Here is a 21,945-nt window from a genome sequence, read left to right on the forward strand (position 1 = left end):
CGCGACACCCGGCCGATAGGCTGACAGCGTGAGCATCGAGATCGCCAACGAGTCGGGTATGGACGTATCCGAGGAAGAACTAGTCAGTGTCGCGCGGTTCGCGATAGCGCAGATGGATGTGCATCCGGCCGCCGAACTGTCGATGGTGTTGGTCGATCTCGACACCATGGCGGATCTGCACATGCGGTGGATGGATCTGCCGGGGCCGACGGATGTCATGTCGTTCCCGATGGACGAGCTCGAGCCGGGCGGGCGGCCCGACAGCGCCGAGCCGGGGCCGTCGATGCTGGGGGACATCGTGCTGTGCCCCGAGTTCGCGGCGGGACAGGCCGAGAAGGCCGGGCATTCGGTCGATCACGAGCTCGCGCTGCTGACCGTGCACGGCATCCTGCACCTGCTCGGCTACGACCACGCCGAGCCGGAGGAGGAGAAGGAGATGTTCGGCCTCCAGGCGCGGCTGCTCGCGGACTGGTACGAGAGCCTGCGCGAGGAGCGGCGCCGCGCCGAACTCGCCGAACGCGACCGCAGGCTGCTGGGCAAGACCGGATTCACCGACGCCGGTGATCCGTTGGGCCCGGCGTGAATTCGCTGATCCTGCTGCTCCTGGCGATCGTGCTGGTCCCGGCGGGCGGCGTCTTCGCGGCCCTCGACGCGGCGCTGGTGACGATCTCCCCGGCCCGCGTGGACGATCTGGTGCGCGCGGACCGCACGGGCGCGCGGCGGCTCGCGCGGCTGGTGGTCGACCGGCCGCGCTACGTGAATCTCATGGTGCTGCTGCGGGTGGTGTGCGAGATCACCGCGACCGTGCTGCTGGCCGCCGTCTTCGTCGACGTGCTGCCCGCGGGCTGGGCGCTGCTGGTGACCGCGGTCGTCATGGTGGTGGTCGACTACATGGTCATCGGGGTCGGCCCGCGCACCCTGGGCCGCCAGCACGCCTATTCCATCGCGCTCGGGGCGAGCCTGCCGTTGCAGGCCATCGGCGCGCTGCTCGGCCCGGTGAGCCGGTTGCTGATCGTGCTCGGCAACGCCATCACCCCCGGCCGCGGATTCCGCAACGGCCCCTTCGCCTCCGAGATCGAGTTGCGCGAAGTCGTCGACATGGCCCAGCAGAGCGGCGTGGTGGACTCCGAGGAACGCCGCATGATCCAGTCGGTGTTCGAACTCGGCGACACCGCCGCCCGCGCGGTCATGGTGCCGCGCACCGAGATGGTGTGGATCGAGGCGGACAAGACCGCCGCGCAGGCGATGTCGCTGGCCGTGCGGTCCGGACATTCGCGGATCCCGGTGGTCGGTGAGAACGTCGACGACATCCTCGGCGTGGTCTACCTGAAAGACCTTGTGCCGTACGCGGATCGGGGCAAGAAGGTGCGGGTGCGCGAGGTCATGCGCCCGGCGGTGTTCGTGCCCGACTCCAAACCGCTGGACTCCCTGCTCGACGAGATGCAGCGCCGCCGCAACCACATGGCCCTGCTGGTCGACGAGTACGGCGGCATCGCGGGCCTGGTGACCATCGAGGACGTGCTCGAGGAGATCGTCGGGGAGATCGCCGACGAGTACGACACCGACGAGATCGCCCCCGTCGAGGACCTCGGAAACGGCAAATACCGCGTGGCGGCGCGACTTTCGGTGGAAGATCTCGGCGAACTGTTCGACATGGACATCGATGAGGAGGACGTCGACACCGTCGGCGGCCTGCTCGCGCACGCGCTCGGCCGGGTGCCCCTACCCGGCTCCAAGGCCGTCGTGCACGGCCTGCAACTGCGCGGCGAGGGCGGCGCCGACGCGCGCGGCCGGGTCCGCGTGCACACGGTCCTGGTGAAGCGGGCGCCGGAGAAGCGCGCGCCGGAGGACGGGTCGAGCGAGGCGGACGAGACACCGGGCGGCGGGGAACACGCGCCGGGCGACGAGCAGGAAGCGGTGGGTACCGAGGATGGAGATGGCGATGAGTGAACGCGATGCCGCCGGGCTGGACGCGGAGGACAACAAGCTGCTGGTGCTCGCGCGGGGCGCGCTGGGCCGCACCGGCGGCGCGAGCGGCGCGGCGGTGCGCGACACCGACGGGCGCACCTACGCGGCGGGGGAGGTGGCGCTGAAAGCGTTGCGGCTCACGGCGTTGCAGTCGGCGGTGGCCGCGGCCATGTCCAGCGGCGCGGAGGGCTTCGAGGCGGCCGTGGTGGTCGGCGCGCAGCTGCGCGACCCGGGAGTGGCCGCCGTACAAGAGGTTTCGTCGACCGCGCGGATCATCTTCGCCGACCGCAAGGGCGCGATCTACGACACCGTCGAGGACGGCTTCGGCGCCCGATCCGAGGTCGTCGAATGAGCGAGGAGTTCCGGTCCGGCTTCGTCTGTTTCGTGGGCCGCCCCAATACGGGCAAGTCCACGCTCACCAATGCCATGGTGGGCCAGAAGATCGCGATCACCTCCTCCCGCCCGCAGACCACCCGCCACACCATCCGCGGCATCGTCCATCGCGAGCACGCCCAGCTGATCCTGGTCGACACCCCCGGCCTGCACCGGCCCCGCACCCTGCTCGGGCAGCGGCTCAACGACCTGGTCCGCGACACGTACTCCGAGGTCGACGTCATCGCGATCTGCATCCCCGCCGACGAGAGGATCGGCCCCGGCGACCGCTGGATCGCCCAGCAGATCGAGCAGATGGCGCCCAAGACCACCCGCATCGGCGTGGTCACCAAGATCGACAAGGTGAGCCGCGACCGGATCGCCGAACAACTGCTCGCCGTCGCCGAGCTGCTCGGCCCCGACGCCGAGGTGGTGCCGGTGTCGGCGGTCGAGAACGAGCAGGTCGACGTCCTCATCGACGTCATCGCGTCGAAAATGCCGGAGGGCCCGGCCTTCTACCCCGACGGCGAGCTGACCGACGAGCCCGAGGAAACCCTCATGGCCGAGCTCATCCGCGAGGCCGCGCTCGAGGGGGTGCGCGACGAGCTGCCGCATTCGCTGGCCGTGGTCATCGAGGAGGTGTTGCCGCGCGAGGAGAGCGAGGGCATGCTCGACGTGCACGCCATCCTCTACGTGGAACGGCCGAGCCAGAAGGCGATCGTGATCGGCAAGGGCGGCAGCCGCCTCAAGGAGGTCGGCACCGCCGCGCGCAAGCAGATCGAGAACATCCTCGGCACCCGCATCTACCTGCATCTGCACGTGAAGGTCGCCAAGGACTGGCAGCGCGATCCGAAACAGTTGGGGCGCTTGGGTTTCTAGCGCTCCCACCAGGGGTCGGGGCGCTGCCGGTCCCAGCGCAGCTCCGATTCCAGTTGTGCCGCGAGCGAAACCAGCAGCGGTTCGGCGCAGGCTGGACCCATGAGCTGCGCGCCGACCGGCAGGCCCGCGTCGGTGATGCCCGCGGGCACGTTCACGCTCGGCCAGCCCAGCACGTTCCACGGCCAGGTGTAGGGGCAGGCCGCGGTGATCAACGCGTCGGTCGCCGAGACGCCCAGGCCCTTCATCGCCGTCACCGGCGGCGGCGGGGTCGCGGTGGTGGGGGCGAGGACGACATCGTAGTCGTCGAAGAAGCGGCCGATCCGCCTGTGCAGCAACGGTTCCACCGCGCGCGCCGCGAACAGCGCCGGACCGCCGAGCAGCAGGCCCAGGCGGGCGTTGCAGTGGGTGCGTGGATCGACTTGCGCCCCTTGCAGTTTCGCGAGTTCGGTGCGGATGCCGACCATGGAGCGGGGCAGGAAGCTCGCCCCGATCAGCAGGCCGTAGTGCAGATCGGCGACGGTCACCTCGTGGCCGAGGCGGCGCAGCGTGTCCGCGACGCCGCGCACGTGGGCCGCCACCTCGGGATCCAGCGCGGTTCGGGTGGCGGTGAACGGGATTCGCAACGACAGCGCGATGCGCAGCCGCCCCGGATCGCGGCCCACGGCGTCGGAGACGGTGAGCGCGGGCGGGGTGTGCCGGTCGCCCGGATGCGCGCCCGCCGCGACGTCGAGCAGCAGCGCCGCGTCGGCGACCGTGCGGGCCAGCGGGCCGTGCACGGTCAGGCCGTGGAACGACTCGGGCAGCGGCCAGGTCGAGATCCGCCCGCGCTGCGGCTTGATGCCCACCAGATTCGTCCACGAGGCGGGTATGCGCACCGATCCCGCCCCGTCGGAACCCAGTGCGGCGGGCACCAATCCGGCCGCCACCGCCGCGGCCGACCCGCCCGAGGAGCCGCCCGGGGTGTGTTCGGCGTTCCACGGATTGCGGGTGTAGCCGAAGGATTCGGCGTCGGTGAACGGCCACTGCCCGATCTCGCAGGTGTTGGTCTTGCCGACGATCACCGCGCCCGCCGCTCGCAACCGCCGCACCACCTCGGCGTCCTCGGTCTTGGCGGGGAACTCGCCGCCGCAGCCGAAAGCCGTTGGCTCCCCGGCGATATCGGTGTCGTCCTTGATCGCGATCGGCACGCCCAGCAGTGGTGCCCGCTCCCCGGCGGCGACGCGCCGATCCGCCGCGGCGGCCTCGGCCAGGGCGCGTTCGCGGCGCACGATCCGGAACGCGTTGAGCGTGTCGCGGCTCGCCTCGGCGCGGTCGAGCGCGTCGGTGGTCGCGGCCACGGAGGTGGTGTCGCCGCGCGTGATCGCGGCGGCGAGCTCGGCCAATCCGAGGTCACGGGTGGACGCCGTCGTCATGTGAGCTCCGTCTCGTCGGTCCTTGCCCCCGAACGGTAACGCGGAGTTGGTCGGACGTCCACATCCGGCTTTCGAGGTGTGCTGTTTTCAAATTGTGATGTCCCCGGCCGCCGTTTTCCCAGGAGCGCGCCGGGTGCGCCCCGGCACGGACCGACCGACCGGCCTACCATCCATTCGCGTGAAGTGGATGTCCCGGGCGTTCGGATCGAAAGAGCTACCGTTGCAATTGCGTTCGGCGCTGGAGTCGGACGGCATCATCGTCTTCGGTCCCATCAGCGGCTCGGTGGCCCGGCGCAGTTATCGCACCGCGCTGCACTACGCGTCCTCGAGCTGGACCGATATCGCGGCGGGCACGGTGGCGATGAGCAAGCGCCGACTGATCGTGTGGGGCAATCGCGAGGCGCTCGTGGACGTCCCGCTCGGACATCCGGCGGTGACGATGGAACTCCAGGGTCCCGAGCGGATGCTCGTTGAGGCCGACAACTTCGGCATCGATCGCACCCGCACCGGCTGGACCACGCTGCTGCTGCGCACGATTCACGCGCCGCGCATCGAGCAGCTCTACAGCGAGAATCGCGTGCGGTAGTGTTCCGGCCGCCGCGCGGGGCGGGCATGCGAGGATGGGTCCGTGCGTCTTTACCGTGACCATGCGATCGTGCTGCGCCAGCACAAGCTCGGCGAGGCCGATCGCATCGTCACGCTGCTGACCCGCCAGCACGGCCTGGTCCGCGCGGTCGCCAAGGGCGTGCGGCGCACCCGTTCGCGGTTCGGGGCCCGGCTCGAGCCGTTCGCCTACGTCGACATCCAGCTCTATCCCGGCCGCAATCTGGACACCGTCACCCAGGTGCACACGGTCGAGGCGTTCGCCGCCGACATCGTCGCCGACTACGGCCGCTACACCACCGCCTGCGCGGTCCTCGAGACCGCCGAACGCCTCGCCGGTGAGGAACGGGCGCCCGCGCCCCGGCTGCACACGCTCACCGCGGGGGCGTTGCGCGCCATCGCCGCCCACCAGCGTCCGCACGAGCTGATCCTGGACGCGTTCCTGTTGCGCGCCATGGGTTTCGCGGGCTGGGCCCCGGCGCTGGACGAGTGCGCGCGCTGTGCCACCCCCGGTCCGCATCGCGCCTTCCACGTCGCGGCCGGGGGAGCGGTGTGCGTGCACTGCCGCCCGCCGGGGTCGGCCACGCCCGCGGTGGGGGTGCTCGATCTGATGAGCGCGCTGAATCGGGGGGACTGGTCGGGGCTGGACGCGGTGCCGGAGGGGGTGCGGCGGCAGGCCAGCGGGCTCACCGCGGCGCATTTGCAGTGGCATCTCGAGCGGCAGTTGCGGACGCTGCCGTTGATCGAGCGGACCCGGCCGCACGAGGACGCGGATACGCGGGTGGGGTGAGTCGCGCGTCGGCGTGGCGTCGCGCTTCGGGCCGAGGTGGGTGAGTTCCGCTTCGGGCCGAGGTGGGGTGAGCGGAAGCGGAGTCGCCGGACCGGAACCCGGGCGGAGGGGGCGAGAATTCCGGGTCGAGGGCGCGGGCTCCGGCGCGTGATGCAGGATTGGGGGCGTGATCGGTAATCGCACCTCGACCGCTCAGGGCCGCACCGTTCGTCCGCCGTCGCCGCATCCGTCCGGGGCGCGGCCGCCCGCGCTGCCGATGGAGTTCGTGCCCAGGCACGTCGCGCTCGTCATGGACGGCAACGGGCGCTGGGCGCAGGAGCGGGGGCTGCCGCGCACCGCGGGGCACGAGCGCGGCGAGGCGGTGCTCATGGACACCGTGGAGGGATGCATCGAGATCGGGGTGAAATGGCTGTCGGCGTACGCCTTTTCGACCGAGAACTGGCGGCGCAGCCCCGACGAGGTGCGCTTCCTCATGGGCTTCAACCGCGACGTCATCCGCCGCCGCCGCGACGAGATGCACGAGATGGGGGTGCGGGTCCGCTGGGCCGGGCGGCGACCGCGGTTGTGGCGCAGCGTGATCAAGGAACTCGAGATCGCCGAGGAGCTCACCAAGGACAACACGGTGATGACCCTCACCATGTGCGTCAACTACGGCGGCCGGGCCGAGATCGCCGACGCCGCACGGGAAATCGCGCGCCTCGCCGCGGCGGGGGAGCTGAATCCGGAGAAGATCACCGAGGAGACCTTCGCCCGCTACCTCGACGAACCCGATATGCCGGACGTCGACCTGTTCCTGCGTCCCTCCGGCGAGTTGCGCAGCTCCAACTTCCTCATCTGGCAGTCGGCCTACGCCGAATTCGTCTATCAGCACACGCTTTTCCCCGATTTCGACCGGCGCAATCTGTGGGAGGCGTGCGTGGAGTACGCCAAGCGCGACCGGCGTTTCGGCGGGGTGAAATGAGCCCGACCACGGCCGAGGAGTTGCAGGCCCGCGCCGGTGCGTGCCTGACCGGATGCGATATCGCGGTGCGGGTCGAGGACGGCGGGCTGGGCTTCGAATTCGAGGGCGCGCTGTGCTCGTTGCGCGGGGTCACCCTCGCCGAGGGCCTCGATGTGCTCACGCTGACCTGCGTGCTGGCCTGGGACCGGCCGCTCAAACCACAGTTGCACAAGCGGGTGGCCGATCGGAACAACGCGTTGCAGTTCGGTTCGCTCACCGTGATCGGGCACGACAAGCTGGCCGATGTGATCCTGCGCTACACCTTCCCGGCCGCCGGACTGTCGGACGCGGCGTTGACGACCATGCTGCTGCTGGTGCTGTCGGGTGCGGGACGGGCGCGAAAAGGGTTGCTGCCCTAGGGTTTTCGAAAGTCAAACAGGAGTTCCATCCCGCGTGCCATGGCCTCGGGATCGGTGTCGCCGAGCAGCACGTGCTGGAGCAGGAAGCCGGGCATGATGCCGAGCAGGGTCTTGGCCACGGCGTCGGTGTCGGCGTCGGGGGCCAGCCACCCGGCCGCGCGCATCCGGTCGGCGTACTCGCGCCAGCGCTCGCGGAACATGCCGATGGCCGCGCCGACGTACGGGTGCCCCTCGGGATCGATGGCCGCGAGCGCCCACGCCTGCGGGGCCAGGCGCACCCGGCCGCTGGATTCGCCGATGCGCACGATCTCGCTGGTCAGGGCGCCGATGACGGCGCTCGGGGTGGGCAGCGGGTCGCGCTGGACGAGTTCGGCCAGGACACCGCCGATGAGCACCATGGCGTCGGCGGCGAGGGCGGCGATCAGATCGTCCTTGCTCTTGAAGTAGCGGTAGACCGCCCCCGCCGACAGGCCGGACTCGGCGAAGACGTCCTGCATCGAGGTGGCGTGAAAACCCTTGCGGGCGAAGCATTCCTGCGCGGCGTCCAGGATCTGGCGGCGGCGGCGCTCGAGGTGTTCCGCGCTGACTCGGGGCATGGTCTCCAAAATAAAACGAATGTTCGTTCTTGACAAGCCTCGACGGCTGGTGCCACGGTTGGAGCTCAAAGAGAACGAACCTCCGATTTTCTGGGGAGCCCCTCATGAATGCCATGTCACGCGCGATCGCCGTGGGCCTGGCCGCGGCCGTCCTGCAAGCCGTCATGCTGATCGCCTTCGCCTGGCCCGCCGCCAACCTGAAGCCCCGCGACCTCCCCCTCGTCGTGACCGGCCCCCAGGCCGCCTCGGTCGCGGACAAACTCACCCAACACGACCCCGCCGCCTTCGCCATCACCACGGTCCCCGACGAGCCCGCCGCCCGCTCGGCCCTGGAACACCGCGACGCTTACGGCGCGATCGTCACCGGGGGCGGCCAGCCTCGCCTTCTGGTCGCTTCGGCGGCGAGTCCTGTTGTGGCGCAGTTGCTTACGCAGATGGGGCAACAGTTGGTGAGTGCCCCTGGTGGTCCCGGTGCCCCTGCCGGTTCTAGCGCCCCCGTGGCTTCCGGTGCCCCTGGTGCCCCCGCTGACCCTGGTGCCCCTGGTGCCTCCGCTGGTCCTGGTGCCCCCGCTGGTCCTAGTGCTCCGGCTGGTCCTGGTGTCCCCGTGGCCCCTGCTGCTTCCGGTGCCCCGAGCGCCCTCATCGAGGACATCGTCCCCGCCGACTCCCACGACCCCCGCGGCGCGGCCTTCGGGGCCATGGTCCTGCCCCTGGTGATGGCGGGTATCGCCGCGGGTGCTCTCCTGAGTCTGCTCATCCCCATCCTCGCCGCGCGGGTGGCGGGTCTGTTCACCTTCGCCGTGGCCGCGGGTCTGTTGAGCATGTCCGTCGTGCAGGGTTGGCTCGATATCCTCCCCGGCTCCTACCTCACTCTCGCCGCCGTAGCCGCCCTGGTCTCCTTCGCCGTCGCTGGGTCGGTGGTCGGGTTGGCGGCGGTCGTGGGCCGACCCGGCATAGGCATCGCCGCCCTGCTCCTCCTCCTGATCGGCAACCCCTTCTCCGCCGCCACCTCCGCCCCCGAACTCCTCCCCACCTTCTGGGGCTCCCTCGGCCAATACCTCCCCCCGGGCGCCGCCGCCACCCTCCTCCGCTCGGTCGCCTTCTTCGACTCCCACGCCCTCACCACCCCCCTGACGGTCCTGCTCACCTGGTCCGCCGCCGCCCTCATCCTCATCACCCTCGCCGCCCTCCGCCCCCAACCAGCCCCCACCCCCGCCTGAATCCCCAAGCACGGCAACCCAATCCGCACCCTTTATACGAATCCGCACCCCTTGCAGGGCTCTACAAGGGGTGCGGATTCGAATAAAGGGTGCGGCTGGGTTGCCGTGCCTGGGGTCAGGTGCAGCGGTGGCAGATGCCGAAGACCTCCAGGGTGTGGCTGATCTGGGTGAAACCGTGTTGGGCGGCGATGGATTCGGCCCAGGCTTCGACGGTGGGGCCTTCCACCTCGACCGTGCTGCCGCAGTGGCGGCAGACGAGGTGGTGGTGATGGCCCTTGGAGCATTGGCGGTAGACCGATTCGCCGGTGTCGGTGCGGAGGACGTCGACCTTGCCCGCCTCGGCGAGGGATTGGAGCGTGCGGTAGACCGTGGTGAGGCCGATGCCCTCGCCGCGGCGGCGGAGTTCGTCGTGGAGTTCCTGGGCGGAACGGAACTCATCGATGTCGCCGAGCAGCGCGGCGATCGCGCTGCGCTGGCGGGTACTGCGAATACCGACCGTCTTTTCGGTTGTGCCCGTCTTGTCCGGCACGGATCACCCTTCCTCGGCGTGTGCGACGGCGTCGACGACGATGCGCGCCAAGTGGTCGTCGACCAGCTCGTAGATCACCTCGCGGCCGGTTCGCTCGCCACGCACCACGCCCGCCGACTTGAGGATGCGCAGATGCTGGCTGACCAGCGGCTGGGTCACGCCCAGCGTATCGACCAATTCGTGCACACAGCGCGGCGACTCGCGCAGCTGCAACACGATGGCGATCCGCACGGGCGCGGCCAACGCGCGCAACAGCTCGCCCGCGTTGTCCAGAATCGCGCGCGGCGGAACCGCGGGTGCGCTCGGCGCGCGGTACGGGTACGGGTCGTGCGGAATCGGGGTGGGCGCCTCCACGGCGACGCGACTGCGACGAAGGGGGGCACCGCTGTCGGTGGTCATCGAACCAACTCCTTATTGGAAACCGATGCCATTATTGGTATGCACAGGTGCGCATGTCAATCTTGACCCCCGGTGTGTCGAACCGATACTGCTTCGACGCCCCCGTGCGCCCCTCGATAGGCTGGTTCGAATCGCCCACCACCCATCATCCAGAGGGAGAGCTTCAGCAGTGGCACCCAAGTCGAAGATCGACACCGTCGCCAACCTCGCCAAGCGTCGCGGCCTGGTGTACCCCAGCGGTGAGATCTACGGAGGTACCCGCTCGGCGTGGGACTACGGGCCGCTCGGCGTGGAGCTCAAGGAGAACATCAAGAAGCAGTGGTGGCGTGCCATGGTCATCAGCCGCGACGACGTGGTGGGCCTGGACTCCGCGATCATCCTGCCCCGGCAGGTGTGGGTCGCCTCGGGCCACGTGAGCGTCTTCAACGACCCGCTCGTGGAATGCCTCAACTGCCACAAGCGGCACCGGCAGGACCACCTCCAGGAGAACTACGCCGAGAAGAACAAGATCGACGACCCGGATTCGGTCTCGATGGAGGTCATCGCGTGCCCCGACTGCGGCACGGTCGGCAAGTGGACCGAGCCGCGCGATTTCAACATGATGCTCAAGACCTACCTCGGCCCGATCGAGTCCGAGGAGGGCCTGCACTATCTGCGCCCGGAGACCGCGCAGGGCATCTTCGTCAACTTCGCCAATGTGATGACCACCGCGCGCAAGAAGCCGCCGTTCGGTATCGCCCAGATCGGCAAGAGCTTCCGCAACGAGATCACCCCGGGCAACTTCATCTTCCGCACCCGCGAGTTCGAGCAGATGGAGATGGAGTTCTTCGTCAAGCCCGGCGAGGACGAGCAGTGGCATCAGTACTGGATCGACACCCGGCTGGCCTGGTACACCGACCTCGGCATCGATCCGGAGAACCTGCGGCTCTACGAGCACCCGAAGGAGAAGCTGTCGCACTACTCGACCCGCACGGTCGACATCGAGTACCGCTTCCACTTCCAGGGCAGCGAATGGGGTGAGCTCGAGGGCGTCGCGAACCGCACCGACTTCGACCTCAAGACGCACTCCGAGCATTCGGGCACCGAGCTGAACTACTTCGACCAGAACACCGGCGAGCGCTACACCCCCTATGTCATCGAGCCCGCGGCGGGCCTGACCCGTTCGCTCATGGCGTTCCTCATCGACGCCTACACCGAGGACGAGGCCCCGAATGCCAAGGGTGTCATGGAGAAACGCACCGTGCTGCGCCTGGACCGCCGCCTGGCCCCGGTGAAGGCCGCGGTCCTGCCGCTGTCGCGCAACGCCGATCTCTCGCCCAAGGCCAAGGACCTCGCGACCCGGCTGCGCAGGAACTGGAACGTCGACTTCGACGACGCGGGCGCGATCGGCCGCCGCTACCGCCGGCAGGACGAGATCGGCACACCGTTCTGTGTCACCGTCGATTTCGACACCCTCGAGGATCAGGCCGTCACGGTCCGCGAGCGCGATTCGATGACGCAGGAACGGATTTCGCTGGATCAGGTGGAGGGATACCTGGCCCAGCGGCTGCTGGGGGCGTAGCGGGCGGCGGTGGGTCGAACCGAGCCCGAGGAGATCTTCGCGCGAGCGGGCGTGCGGGGCTGGTCGCACGTCCGCTGTATCGAGTGCGGAGCCGAAACCGGTTGGCGCGCGGACGAACTCGTGGTCCTGTCGTCGGTGGTCAAGGTGCCGCTGGTGCTCGAGCTGGCCCGGCAGATCGCGGCCGGGCAGCTGGACCCCGCCGACCGGGTGCGCGCGAGCGCCGCGGACCGGCTCGGCGGCCCCGGCACCTCGGGCTGTCGCGACGACGTGGAATACAGCCTGCGCGACGCCGCCTGGCTCGCCCTGACCGTCAGCGACAACACCGCCGCCGACCTGCTGTTCGACCGCGTGGGCCTGGACAATGTGCGCGCCCTGACGAACGAGCTGGGGCTGTCGCGCACGAGAATCGTCGGCGCGCTGCGGGATCTGCTCGCGTCCATGGCCGAGGACATGGGCGTCGCCGACGCGGCCGAATTCGCCCGCCGCTATCGGGAGATGCCCGCCGAGGAGATCCTCGGGCTGCGCATCCTCGACCCCCGCCGCACCTCCGCGAGCACTCCCCGCGACATGACCCGGCTGCTGGAACTCGTCGCCCGCCACGAGGCCGCCCCGCCGGACGCCTGCGCGTGGCTGCTCGAGTTGATGTCGGCCCAGCTCAACCACCATCGCATCGGCTCCGCCTTCGACGACGAGATCGCCGTGCGGGGCAAGACCGGAACGCTACCGGGCGTGCGCAACGAGATAGCCGTTGTGGAGTATCCGGACGGAACTCGGTACGCCGCAGCCATTTTCACCCGAACCACCGATCTCGCCCATCGCCTGCCGCGCGTGGATCGCGCGATCGGCGCCGTCGCCCGTGCCGCCGTCGAATCGCTCGACCACCCCTGTCGATCGGGGATCACCGCCCACTGACGAGCATCACCGCCGCTCGACCAGCACCTGCCACGGCCGCACGTCGTCTCCCGTCGGGACCGGCCGCGAAACCCCGTCCGCGCCAAGGACTTCCACGATCAACTCCGCGAAACCCGATGCGGCAGGATGCGGCGCGGCCGTAGGCCAGGCGAGGGACAGGCGGCGACGCACGGGTTCGTCACGCAGCGGACGCCACACCACCCGGGCCTCCTTGCGCGCCACCGTCCCCTGTTCGAACGCGACGCCGTGGCCCGAGAGAACCAGTCCCAGAACGAATTCCGGATTCCGGGCGTGCACCACCCGGCCGGGCCGGAAGCCCTGTTCCCAGCAGATGCGCAGAATCGCGTCGTAGGGTCCGGGAGCGGCGGCGCGGGGCGGCATGACCAGGCCGTGCCCGGCCAGATCGCCCAGGGCCAGTTCGGTTTTCGAGGCGAGCGGTGATTCGCGGCGGAGCACCACACCCAGCGGGGTGTCGATCGCCGGGCCCAGCCGCAGACCCGTCACATCGACCGGATGCTCGAGCAGTCCGGCGTCGAGTTGCCGCTCGGCGAGCAGGGCCAGTTGTTCGGTGGTCGTCAACTCCTGCAGATCCAGCCGCACCTCCGGACGCGCCCGCTCGAAGGCCGTCAGCAGCTCGGCCAGCGTCCGTCCGGCCAGATCCGGTGGCACCCCGACGCGCAGCGCGTCCGTCTCGCCGCGATGCGCGCGGCCCACCAGGGCGACCGTCCGATCCCAACGGGCGAGCAGATCGCGGGATTCGGCGAGCAGGATCTGTCCGGCCTCGGTGAGGGTGACCGTGCGGCCGCGGTCGAACAGCCGCGCGTCCAGATCCCGCTCCAACTCGCGGATGCGCTGGCTCAGCGGCGGCTGGGCGATGCCGAGACGTTCCGCGGCCCGGCCGAAATGCGATTCCTCGGCGACGGCGACGAAGTAGCGGAGCTTGCGCAGGGGGTCCACGCTGCGACGATATCGGTTCCGATATCGGAAGATCGAGCGGTTGATCTTGGACAGCGGCCCGGCGGCTGTGATGTCGTGCCCCGCATGAGCAGTGTGAGCAGACGAGGGTTGCTCGGCGCGGCGGCGGTGCTGGCCGCCGGATGCGCGGTCGAGCGCCACGGCCCGAGTGCGACGACCCCGGCCGCGGCGGCCGGTTCCCCGGTGACCGTGCGCTGGTGGGGCAACAACGGGTGGGAGATCACCGACGGCACGAAGACCGTGCTGATCGACCCGTGGCTCACCCGCTTCCGCACCGGCACCTACACCCCGGCGGGCGCCGACCCGCGAACCCCGATCTCGGTCGACACCGCCCTCATCGACTCCTATGTCGACTCCGGCCGCCTGCGCGCGGACCACATCCTGGTCACCCACGGCCACTACGACCACCTCACCGACGTGCCCTACATCGCGCAGCGCACCGGCGCCACCGTGCTCGGCACCGAGACCCACCTGAACCTGATGGCCTCCCTCGGCGCACCCGAGAAACAACTCGCCCTGGCGACCGGCGGCGAGGACCTCGCCTTCGACGGCTACCGCGTCCGCGTGCTGCGTTCCCTGCACTCCATGACCGGCCCGCGCGCCCAGATCGCCTATCCCGGAACGAGACCCGGCCTCGGCGCGACGAATTGGCCACGGCCCCAGGTGATCAGCGACCTGGTCGAGGGCGGCACGCTCGCCTATCACGTCACCATGGGCGCGGTCGGCGTGCTGAACTTCGGCGGCGCCAACTACATCGAGTCCGAACTCGCCGGGCTGCGGCCGGACGTGCTGTTGCTGCCCGCGGGCGGCACCCTGATCCGCGACTACGTGCCCCGCCTGCTGCGCGCGCTCGGGAATCCGCGCTATGTGGTGCCGACGCATTGGGACGATTTCGATCTCCCGCTGAGCGAACCCGCCCGCGACGCCGGCGGCCTGGAACCGTTGCGCCGGGCCGTGACCGCGGCGAGTCCCGGCAGCCGCTTCGTCGTGTTGGATCATCTGGAGACTCTCACCCCCTGACCGGAAATATCCGTGTCGTCGCGGTCGTTCGCCACCGACAAAGAGTCCCGAACGGAAGAGGTGCGGTATGGCCCAGGCGGTCCGGTTCGATGAGTACGGTGACGTCGATGTGCTGAACGTGGTCGAGGTGCCCGATCCGGCGCCCGGCCCGGGGGAGGTGCTGGTGGCCGTGGTCGCCGCCGGGATCAATCCGGGCGAGTCGAAGATCCGCGCGGGCCTGCTGCACGACCGCTGGCCCGCGACCTTCCCCTCCGGCCAGGGCACCGATTTCGCGGGCCGGGTGGCCGCGCTCGGCGACGGGGTGAGCGGTATCGCCGTCGGTGACGAGGTGCTCGGCTTCACCAACAACCGAGCCAGCCACGCCACCCACGTCGTGGTGCCCGCCGAGCAGGTCACCCCCAAACCCGCCGACCTGTCCTGGGACATCGCGGGCGCGCTGTTCGTCGCGGGCACCACCGCCTTCGCCGCAGTGCGCGCGGTGAGCCCCGAGGCGGGGGAGACCATCGCGGTGTCCGGCGCGTCCGGTGGCGTGGGATCGATTGTGGTGCAACTGCTTCGGGCCCGCGACGTCACCGTGCTCGGCATCGCCGGACCCGCCAAGCACGACTGGTTGCGCGCCCACGGCGTCACCCCGATCGCCTACGGCGAGGGCCTGGCCGAACGCCTGCGCACCGCCGCCCCCGACGGCATCGACGCCTTCATCGACACCTACGGTTCCGGCTACGTGGAACTCGCCCTGGAACTGGGGGTGAAACCGGACCGCATCAACACCATCATCGACTTCCCCGCCGTCGAGAAGTACGGCGTGAAATCCGAGGGCAACGCCGCCGCCGACACCATCGACGTGCTCGCCGAACTGGCCGACCTGGCCGCCGCGGGCACCCTCGAGATCCCCATCGCGGCGACCTACCCGCTCACCGAGGTGCGCGCGGCGTACCGCGAACTCGAACGCGACCACACCCACGGCAAGATCGTGCTGCGGCCCTGAGTTGTGGGACGAACGTTCACATCCCGGAAATGGATGAGCGTTCCTTCCGGGCGGTAGGGTGTCCGCGAAAGATGTTGGCACGTCGAGGGAGTGGTGGTGCGTCGGCTCCTCGACTTCTGGGTCGCGCTGGCGGCGCTGGCGGGCATGATGCTCACCGGGGCCGCCGCGATCGCGGCCGCGCAGACGGGAGCGTGGGCGTCGGCCGCGCTGTTCGCGCAGCCCGCGGTGGCGTGCCTGCTGGTCGTGGTCGTCAATGTCCTGGCCGAGATCGCTACGGCCGTGCTGAATCTGCTGGCCGCGCTGGTGGTGCCGTTGCTGGCGATTCCGCCGGTGCGTCGGCGGGTGGGCCGGGCGCGGTTGCGCCGCAATGCCTCTCGGGGGCAACTGGTAGGGGGTAGGTGGGAGGCGCGACCGTGACAGTTGTCATGGTCGCATCGTGACGCTCGAGCGAGGCGTGGCCGGTCGCGACGCGCGAGAGTCGTAGGCATGACATCAGCCATCGAGATCCGGGGGCTCACCAAGGCGTTCCGCACCCCGGCCGGAATCGTGCGGGCGGTGGACGGCCTCGACCTGACCGTGGCGCCGGGCGAGGTCGTCGCCTTCCTCGGCCCCAACGGCGCGGGCAAATCCACGACCCTCGACATGCTGCTGGGCCTGCTGAAGCCCGACTCCGGACACGTCGCGCTGTTCGGCGGACCGCCGGACCGCGCGATCGCCGCGGGCCGGGTCTCGGCCGTCCTGCAATCGGGTGGGCTGCTGCCCGACCTGACCGTCGCCGAGACGGTGCGGCTGGTGGCCTGCCTGCACGCGAACCCCCGCCCGGCGCGAGAGGTGTTGCTGCGCGCGGGAATCGACGACATCGCCGAGCGCATGGTCGGCAAATGCTCCGGGGGACAACAGCAACGGCTGCGGTTCGCGCTGGCCCTGCTGCCCAATCCGGATCTGCTCGTGCTCGACGAGCCGACCACCGGCATGGACGTCGAGGGCCGCCGCGACTTCTGGAACGCCATCCGCGCCGACGCGCGGGCGGGCCGCACCGTGCTGTTCGCCACCCACTACCTCGACGAGGCCGACGCCTACGCCGACCGAATCGTATTGGTGCGCAACGGAACCGTGGTGGCGGACGGCAGCGCCGCCGAGATCAAGAACCTCGCCTCCGGCCGCGTGGTGAGCGCCACCCTGCCGGACGCGGACCGCGAACGGCTGCTCGCGCTGCCCGGGGTGGATTCGGTCGAAACGAGGGGTGACCGAATCCTGGTGCACACCAAGGACTCCGACGCCGTCGCCCGTTATCTGCTGCACGCCACCGCGGCCGTCGACCTGGAGGTCACCGGCCGCAATCTCGAGGACGCCTTCCTCACCCTGACCGGAGGACACTGATATGCACACCGCGCTCGGCGGCTTCAGCACCGAATTCCTCGGCCTGGAGCTGCGCCGGATGTTGCGCAACAAGCGCACCGGCATCTTCGCCCTGATCATGCCCGCGGTGGTGTTCGTCGCCGTGGGCACCAACTCCTCGTATCGCGGCGAGGCGTACGGGTCGGGCAATCTCACCGCGTATCTGATGATCTCGATGGCCGTCTACGGCGCGATGTTCGCCACCGCGTCGGGCGGGGCGATCGTCGCGGTGGAGCGCGGGCACGGCTGGAACCGGCAGTTGCGGTTGACCCCGCTGCGGCCGGTCACCTATGTGGCCATCAAGGTCATGGTCGCGATGGTGCTCGGATTGCTGTCCGTGACAGCGGTTTTCACGCTCGGCGCGATCTTCGGGGCGCGGCTGACGCCGGTGGCGTGGGTGAGTTGTTTCGTGCTGTCCTGGGTGGGTTCGCTCGTGTTCGCGGCCTTCGGCTTGTTCCTCGGCTATCTGCTGCCCGCGGAGAATGTCATGCAGTTGCTCGGGTTGGCCCTGGCGGCGCTGGGCTTCGGCGGCGGGTTGTTCGTGCCGCCCAGTGGCTGGTTCGAGACGGTGTCGCGGATCTTCCCCACCAATGGCATCGCCACGCTCGCGCGGCTGCCGATGGGGGAGGAGAGTCTCGGGTCGATCGGGATCGCGCTGGTCAATGTCGTGGTGTGGACAGCCGTGTTCGGCGGGGGAGCCGCGTACCTGTTCCGCCGCGACACGGCGCGCTGAGGTAGCGTCCGCTCGTGACCGGCCGATCATCCCTCGACCCCCGCGGGCTGGAACGCGTCCATGTCCTCGATGTCGTCTCGCGGCTGCTGGATCGGGCCGCCGCCGACCCGGTCCGGCCGAGCCGCTGGCGGCGGGCGGGGTGGGGGGCGTTCCTGGCGGTGGCGTGGCTGGTGTACCTCATCGGGCCGATCAGCGGTCACCTCGGCGCCGGGCATCGGGTTCGCGGCGGTGTGGCCGCCGCGGCCGCGATCGCGCTGCTGGCGCTCATCGTGATCACGTTCGCGCTGTTCCGTCGCGCCGACGACGACGTGCTGGCCGAACCCGATCCGGTGGACCACCGATTGTGGCTGCTGCTGGCGGCGATGTCGGTGCTGAGCATCGCGTTGCTGACCACGTTGGGGCCCACCGCCTTTCCCACCACCATGTACGTCGCCGCGGTGGCCATCATCGTGCTGCCCAGCCGGCAGTCCGGCTACGTGGTGCTGATCGTGGTGACGGCGACCGTGCTGCTGGCCGTGACCGTGCCGGGCCTGCACATCGGCGGCGGCCTGCTGCTGGTGTGCCTGGTGCCCGTGGGCATCTGGTTCGGGCGCGAGATCGGCCAGCGCGGCAAGCGGTTACGCGAGCTGGCCCGTCGTCAGCAGGGTGAGCTGGCCATCGTCGAGGAACGCAATCGCGTCGCGCGCGACGTCCACGACATCCTCGGCCACTCGCTCACCGTCATCACCGTGAAAACCGAACTGGCCGGGCGCCTGGTCGACCTCGACCCCGCCCGCGCCAAGGCCGAGATCGCCGAGGTCGAACGCCTCGCCCGCGAAGCCCTCGCCGGGGTCCGCGAAACCGTCGGCGGTCTGCGCGAGATGTCGCTGGCGGCCGAACTCGCCACCGCGCGAACGGCGTTGCACGCCAGCGGAATCGACGCCGACCTCCCGGACTCGGTCGACGTGCCGCCGCGCCAGAGCATCCTGTTCGGCTGGGTCCTGCGCGAGGCCGTCACCAATATCGTCCGCCACAGCCAGGCCCACCACTGCACCGTCCGTGTCACCCCCACCACGATCGAGATCACCGACGACGGCGTGGGCCTGCCCGACACCACCCCCTCCGGCAACGGCCTCGCGGGCCTCCGCGAACGCGTCCGCGCCGCGGGCGGCAGCCTCGAAATCACCACGCCGCCCGGAGGAGGTGTGCGCTTGCGTGCAACCCTCGCCCCTTGAGCCCTTAAGCCCTTAAGCGGTGAGCCCTAAGCCCCGAGCCCTAAATTCCACCCCGAAGCCCGAAGCCCGAAGCCCGAAGCCCGAAGCCCGAAGCCCGAAGCCCGAAGCCCCAAGGCCCAAGCCCCAAGCCACAAGCCCCAAGGCCCAAGCGGTGAGCGGTGAGCGGGCGGCGGGGAGCGGAGACGTTGACCCGTGAGCCCTGACCCGCGAGCCCTGGGTCCTTAACCGCGAGCCGTAAGTCCTGAGCCGCCAGTCCGGAGAGCCGCGAGCCGTCAGTTGTGAGCATGAGGCGCGCGCCGGGAGTTGTGAGCTATGCGCGGGGACTCGTGAGCCCTGAGCGCGACTGCCGGGCACGCCGCTATCGTCTGTGGGCGATGACGATCAAGCTGTTGCTCGCCGATGATCAGGCGCTGGTGCGTGGGGCGCTGGCCGCGTTGCTCGGGCTGGAGTCCGATCTCGAGGTGGTGGGCGAGGTGGGGCGGGGGGACGAGGTGCTCGCCGCGGTGGAGCGGACCGGGCCCGATGTCGTGCTGCTGGATGTGGAGATGCCGGGGATGGACGGGATCGCGGTCGCGGGGCAGTTGCACGCGGCGCATCCGGGTGTGCGGATTCTCATGGTGACCACCTTCGGGCGCCCGGGCTACCTGCGGCGCGCCATCGATGCCGGGGCCGACGGTTTCCTCGTGAAGGACACGCCCGCAAGGGAATTGGCCGACGCCGTCCGCCGCGTCCACATGGGCCTGCGTGTGGTCGACCCCGCACTGGCCACCGAAACCCTCACCTCCGGCACCTCCCCCCTGACCGCCCGCGAACGCGAGGTCCTCGCCGCCGCCGCCGACGGCTCCACCGCCGCCGCCATAGCCGCCCGCCTCCACCTCTCCGAGGGCACCGTCCGCAACCACCTCTCCGCCGCCATCGGCAAAACCGGCACCCGCACCCGAGCCGAGGCCGTCCGCACCGCCGAACGCCTGGGCTGGCTGTAGCGCCCCGCATCCGCACCGAACCCCGCACCGGCCCTCGCTTGTTTTCCCCTCCGCCCCCCGGGTAGTGCGCAGGGACAACCCACGGATGAGGAGTGCGTATGCGGGCAGTGACGTGGCAGGGGCGGCGGAAGGTGTCGGTCGACGAGGTTCCCGATCCTAAGATCGAGGAGGCTACGGATGCGATCATCAAGGTGACCTCGTCTGCCATCTGCGGGTCCGATCTGCATCTGTACGAGGTGTTGGGGGCCTTCATGAGTGAGGGCGACATTCTGGGTCACGAGCCGATCGGGATCGTCGAGGAGACGGGGCCGGGTGTGACCGATCTCGCCCCGGGGGACCGCGTCGTGGTGCCGTTCAACATCAGCTGCGGCCACTGCTACATGTGCGGCACCGGGCTGCCCAGTCAGTGCGAGACCACCCAGGTCCGCGAATACGGTTCGGGCGCGGCGCTTTTCGGCTACTCCAAACTCTACGGCCAGGTGCCGGGCGGGCAGGCGGAATACCTGCGGGTGCCGCACGCGGACTTCACCCATGTCAAGGTGCCGCACGGCCCGCAGGACACCCGCTACCTGTTCCTGTCCGACGTGCTGCCGACCGCGTGGCAGGCCGTGGAATACGCCGCGATCCCGGACGGCGGCTCGGTGACCGTGCTCGGCCTCGGCCCGATCGGCGATATGGCGGCCCGGGTCGCGCGGCACCGGGGATACCGCGTCATCGGCGTCGACCTGGTGCCCGAACGGCTGGCCCGCGCCGCCGCGCGCGGCGTGGAGATCGTGGACCTGTCGGCCGTCGACGCCCCCGTCGGCGACATCATCCGGGAGATGACCGACGGGCGCGGCACCGATTCGGTGATCGACGCGGTCGGGATGGAGGCGCACGGCTCCCCGATCGCCTCGGCGGCGCAGCTGTCGGCGTCGCTGCTGCCGGACGCGGTGGCGCGCAAGGTGATCGACACCGCGGGCGTGGACCGGCTGGCCGCGCTGCACAGCGCGATCGACATCGTGCGCCGCGGCGGCACCATCTCGCTGTCGGGCGTCTACGGCGGCATGGTCGATCCGATGCCGATGAAGGTGCTGTTCGACAAGCAGATCCAACTGCGCATGGGCCAGGCCAACGTCAAACGCTGGATCGACGACATCCTGCCGCTGCTCGACGACGACGATCCGCTCGGTGTGGACGACTTCGCCACCCACCGGCTCCCGATGGCCGCCGCGCCCGAGGCGTACGCCATGTTCCAGCGCAAGGCCGACGGCGCGGTGAAGATCGTGCTGGATCCCGCCCTGGCCACCTGACCCCCGGACGGTGTCGGTGCGCATGACTACCATCGAGACCGTGATCACGATCGATCGTCCCTACACCGGCCACGTCGCACCGGGCGAGAACCCGCAGCAGCGGGACGTGCCCGGCGCGCGCATCGTGAAGATGTCGGTCGGCCCGATGGACAACAACGTCTACCTCGTGCAGGACACCGCGTCCGGCGACGCGTTGCTGATCGACGCGGCCAACGAACCGGACCGCATCCTCGAGTTGATCCGGCAGGAGACGCCGGACCGGCTGCGCCTGATCCTCACCACCCACCAGCATTTCGACCACTGGCAGGGTCTGGAGAAGGTCGCCGCCGAGACCGCCGTGCCCACCGCCGCGCACGGCCTCGACGCCGAACCGCTGCCGGTCCGGCCGGAACGCGTTCTGGCCGAAGGGGATTCGGTGCGCATCGGCGAACTCGACCTCGAGGTCATCCACCTGCGCGGGCACACCCCGGGTTCGGTGGCGTTGGCCCTCACCGACGGCGACGGCCGGGTGCACCTGTTCACCGGCGATTCCCTGTTCCCCGGCGGTGTGGGCCGCACCACCTCGCCGGCGGATTTCGACTCGCTCTACACCGACGTGACGGGCAAACTGTTCGACCGCTTCGGCGACGACACCGCCGTCTATCCCGGCCACGGCGACGACACCACCCTCGGCGCCGAACGCCCGCACCTGGCCGAGTGGCGGCAGCGCGGTTGGTGACCACCGGTCGCGGATCGCGCCCGG

Annotated in this window: 25 protein-coding genes; 20 read left to right on the forward strand and 5 right to left on the reverse strand. The window is 70.1% G+C overall.

Annotated elements, in window-relative coordinates:
- Positions 1-28 precede the first annotated feature (28 nt).
- The 4 genes from ybeY to era are packed head-to-tail and all read left to right on the forward strand — an operon-like array spanning position 29 to position 3,219.
- Positions 29-583, forward strand: coding sequence for an rRNA maturation RNase YbeY (ybeY, locus tag ACFYTQ_RS31470; RefSeq protein ID WP_387368863.1), 555 nt, complete (start codon positions 29-31; stop codon positions 581-583).
- Positions 580-1,950, forward strand: a complete 1,371-nt coding sequence (locus ACFYTQ_RS31475) for a hemolysin family protein (protein WP_387368865.1) — start codon at positions 580-582, stop codon at positions 1,948-1,950. Before ybeY ends, ACFYTQ_RS31475 begins: the two co-directional genes overlap by 4 nt.
- Entirely contained in the window at positions 1,937-2,320 is a 384-nt protein-coding gene (locus tag ACFYTQ_RS31480) for a cytidine deaminase (protein ID WP_387368867.1), read from the forward strand. Before ACFYTQ_RS31475 ends, ACFYTQ_RS31480 begins: the two co-directional genes overlap by 14 nt.
- Complete coding sequence (gene era / locus ACFYTQ_RS31485; protein ID WP_387368869.1) at positions 2,317-3,219, forward strand: GTPase Era; 903 nt, start codon at positions 2,317-2,319, stop codon at positions 3,217-3,219. Before ACFYTQ_RS31480 ends, era begins: the two co-directional genes overlap by 4 nt.
- On the opposite strand, the gene ACFYTQ_RS31490 is transcribed toward era, so the two are convergent.
- Complete coding sequence (locus ACFYTQ_RS31490; RefSeq protein WP_387368871.1) at positions 3,216-4,631, reverse strand: amidase; 1,416 nt, start codon at positions 4,629-4,631, stop codon at positions 3,216-3,218. The two genes, era and ACFYTQ_RS31490, sit on opposite strands and share 4 nt — an antisense overlap.
- 178 nt (positions 4,632-4,809) lie before the next feature.
- Between ACFYTQ_RS31490 and ACFYTQ_RS31495 the strand changes: the two genes are divergently transcribed.
- The 4 genes from ACFYTQ_RS31495 to ACFYTQ_RS31510 all read left to right on the forward strand — a co-directional run bounded on the left by ACFYTQ_RS31495 (position 4,810) and on the right by ACFYTQ_RS31510 (position 7,383).
- Positions 4,810-5,217, forward strand: coding sequence for a hypothetical protein (locus ACFYTQ_RS31495; RefSeq protein ID WP_387368873.1), 408 nt, complete (start codon positions 4,810-4,812; stop codon positions 5,215-5,217).
- A gap of 42 nt (positions 5,218-5,259) precedes the next feature.
- On the forward strand, positions 5,260-6,024 hold the full coding sequence (gene recO, locus ACFYTQ_RS31500) for a DNA repair protein RecO (RefSeq protein WP_387368875.1): 765 nt from the start codon (positions 5,260-5,262) through the stop codon (positions 6,022-6,024).
- Positions 6,025-6,280: 256 nt separating this feature from the next.
- Positions 6,281-6,985, forward strand: a complete 705-nt coding sequence (locus ACFYTQ_RS31505) for an isoprenyl transferase (protein ID WP_387369024.1) — start codon at positions 6,281-6,283, stop codon at positions 6,983-6,985.
- Positions 6,982-7,383, forward strand: a complete 402-nt coding sequence (locus tag ACFYTQ_RS31510; RefSeq protein WP_387368877.1) for a hypothetical protein — start codon at positions 6,982-6,984, stop codon at positions 7,381-7,383. Before ACFYTQ_RS31505 ends, ACFYTQ_RS31510 begins: the two co-directional genes overlap by 4 nt.
- Here the strand turns inward: ACFYTQ_RS31510 and ACFYTQ_RS31515 are convergent.
- Positions 7,380-7,979, reverse strand: a complete 600-nt coding sequence (locus ACFYTQ_RS31515) for a TetR/AcrR family transcriptional regulator (protein ID WP_387368879.1) — start codon at positions 7,977-7,979, stop codon at positions 7,380-7,382. The genes ACFYTQ_RS31510 and ACFYTQ_RS31515 overlap by 4 nt on opposite strands.
- Positions 7,980-8,584: 605 nt before the next feature.
- On the opposite strand from ACFYTQ_RS31515, the gene ACFYTQ_RS31520 reads away from it, so the two are divergent.
- Positions 8,585-9,199 (forward strand): hypothetical protein, encoded by a 615-nt coding sequence (locus ACFYTQ_RS31520; RefSeq protein ID WP_387368881.1) that lies wholly within the window; start codon positions 8,585-8,587, stop codon positions 9,197-9,199.
- A 115-nt stretch (positions 9,200-9,314) separates the two neighbouring features.
- Here ACFYTQ_RS31520 and ACFYTQ_RS31525 read toward each other — a convergent pair whose 3' ends face one another.
- Together ACFYTQ_RS31525 and ACFYTQ_RS31530 are read right to left on the reverse strand one after the other, a co-directional pair.
- The gene (locus ACFYTQ_RS31525; RefSeq protein ID WP_387368883.1) at positions 9,315-9,728 is read right to left on the reverse strand and encodes a Fur family transcriptional regulator; all 414 of its coding nucleotides are present in this window, start codon (positions 9,726-9,728) and stop codon (positions 9,315-9,317) included.
- A gap of 3 nt (positions 9,729-9,731) precedes the next feature.
- Complete coding sequence (locus ACFYTQ_RS31530) at positions 9,732-10,127, reverse strand: ArsR/SmtB family transcription factor (protein ID WP_387368885.1); 396 nt, start codon at positions 10,125-10,127, stop codon at positions 9,732-9,734.
- Positions 10,128-10,296: 169 nt separating this feature from the next.
- On the opposite strand from ACFYTQ_RS31530, the gene ACFYTQ_RS31535 reads away from it, so the two are divergent.
- Both ACFYTQ_RS31535 and ACFYTQ_RS31540 read left to right on the forward strand, forming a co-directional pair.
- On the forward strand, positions 10,297-11,688 hold the full coding sequence (locus tag ACFYTQ_RS31535; RefSeq protein WP_387368887.1) for a glycine--tRNA ligase: 1,392 nt from the start codon (positions 10,297-10,299) through the stop codon (positions 11,686-11,688).
- 9 nt (positions 11,689-11,697) lie between these two features.
- Entirely contained in the window at positions 11,698-12,600 is a 903-nt protein-coding gene (locus ACFYTQ_RS31540) for a serine hydrolase (protein ID WP_387368889.1), read from the forward strand.
- Positions 12,601-12,606: 6 nt separating this feature from the next.
- Here the strand turns inward: ACFYTQ_RS31540 and ACFYTQ_RS31545 are convergent, their stop codons facing one another.
- Positions 12,607-13,557, reverse strand: coding sequence for a LysR family transcriptional regulator (locus tag ACFYTQ_RS31545; protein ID WP_387368891.1), 951 nt, complete (start codon positions 13,555-13,557; stop codon positions 12,607-12,609).
- Positions 13,558-13,641: 84 nt separating this feature from the next.
- Here ACFYTQ_RS31545 and ACFYTQ_RS31550 point away from each other — a divergent pair, with 84 nt between their 5' ends.
- The 9 genes from ACFYTQ_RS31550 (at position 13,642) to ACFYTQ_RS31590 (ending at position 21,921) form a co-directional block, all read left to right on the forward strand.
- Positions 13,642-14,595 carry an MBL fold metallo-hydrolase gene (locus tag ACFYTQ_RS31550; protein WP_387368893.1) on the forward strand — a complete coding sequence of 318 codons (954 nt, stop codon included), beginning with the start codon at positions 13,642-13,644 and terminating at the stop codon, positions 14,593-14,595.
- 67 nt (positions 14,596-14,662) lie between these two features.
- Positions 14,663-15,583 carry an NADP-dependent oxidoreductase gene (locus tag ACFYTQ_RS31555; RefSeq protein ID WP_387368895.1) on the forward strand — a complete coding sequence of 307 codons (921 nt, stop codon included), beginning with the start codon at positions 14,663-14,665 and terminating at the stop codon, positions 15,581-15,583.
- 96 nt (positions 15,584-15,679) lie between these two features.
- Positions 15,680-16,000, forward strand: a complete 321-nt coding sequence (locus tag ACFYTQ_RS31560; RefSeq protein WP_387368897.1) for a hypothetical protein — start codon at positions 15,680-15,682, stop codon at positions 15,998-16,000.
- A 69-nt stretch (positions 16,001-16,069) separates the two neighbouring features.
- Entirely contained in the window at positions 16,070-16,963 is an 894-nt protein-coding gene (locus ACFYTQ_RS31565; RefSeq protein WP_387368899.1) for an ABC transporter ATP-binding protein, read from the forward strand.
- Position 16,964: 1 nt separating this feature from the next.
- Complete coding sequence (locus ACFYTQ_RS31570) at positions 16,965-17,714, forward strand: ABC transporter permease (RefSeq protein WP_387368901.1); 750 nt, start codon at positions 16,965-16,967, stop codon at positions 17,712-17,714.
- A gap of 14 nt (positions 17,715-17,728) precedes the next feature.
- Positions 17,729-18,928, forward strand: coding sequence for a sensor histidine kinase (locus tag ACFYTQ_RS31575; RefSeq protein ID WP_387368903.1), 1,200 nt, complete (start codon positions 17,729-17,731; stop codon positions 18,926-18,928).
- A gap of 374 nt (positions 18,929-19,302) precedes the next feature.
- A complete protein-coding gene (locus ACFYTQ_RS31580) occupies positions 19,303-19,911 on the forward strand; it encodes a response regulator (RefSeq protein WP_387368905.1) in 609 nt (202 codons plus the stop codon).
- Between the two features lie 98 nt (positions 19,912-20,009).
- Positions 20,010-21,203 carry an alcohol dehydrogenase catalytic domain-containing protein gene (locus ACFYTQ_RS31585; protein ID WP_387368907.1) on the forward strand — a complete coding sequence of 398 codons (1,194 nt, stop codon included), beginning with the start codon at positions 20,010-20,012 and terminating at the stop codon, positions 21,201-21,203.
- A gap of 22 nt (positions 21,204-21,225) precedes the next feature.
- Positions 21,226-21,921, forward strand: coding sequence for an MBL fold metallo-hydrolase (locus ACFYTQ_RS31590; RefSeq protein ID WP_387368908.1), 696 nt, complete (start codon positions 21,226-21,228; stop codon positions 21,919-21,921).
- Positions 21,922-21,945 lie beyond the last annotated feature (24 nt).

Origin of the sequence: Nocardia sp. NPDC004068 (assembly GCF_042874315.1) — a bacterium.
Classification (GTDB): Bacteria; Actinomycetota; Actinomycetes; order Mycobacteriales; family Mycobacteriaceae; genus Nocardia.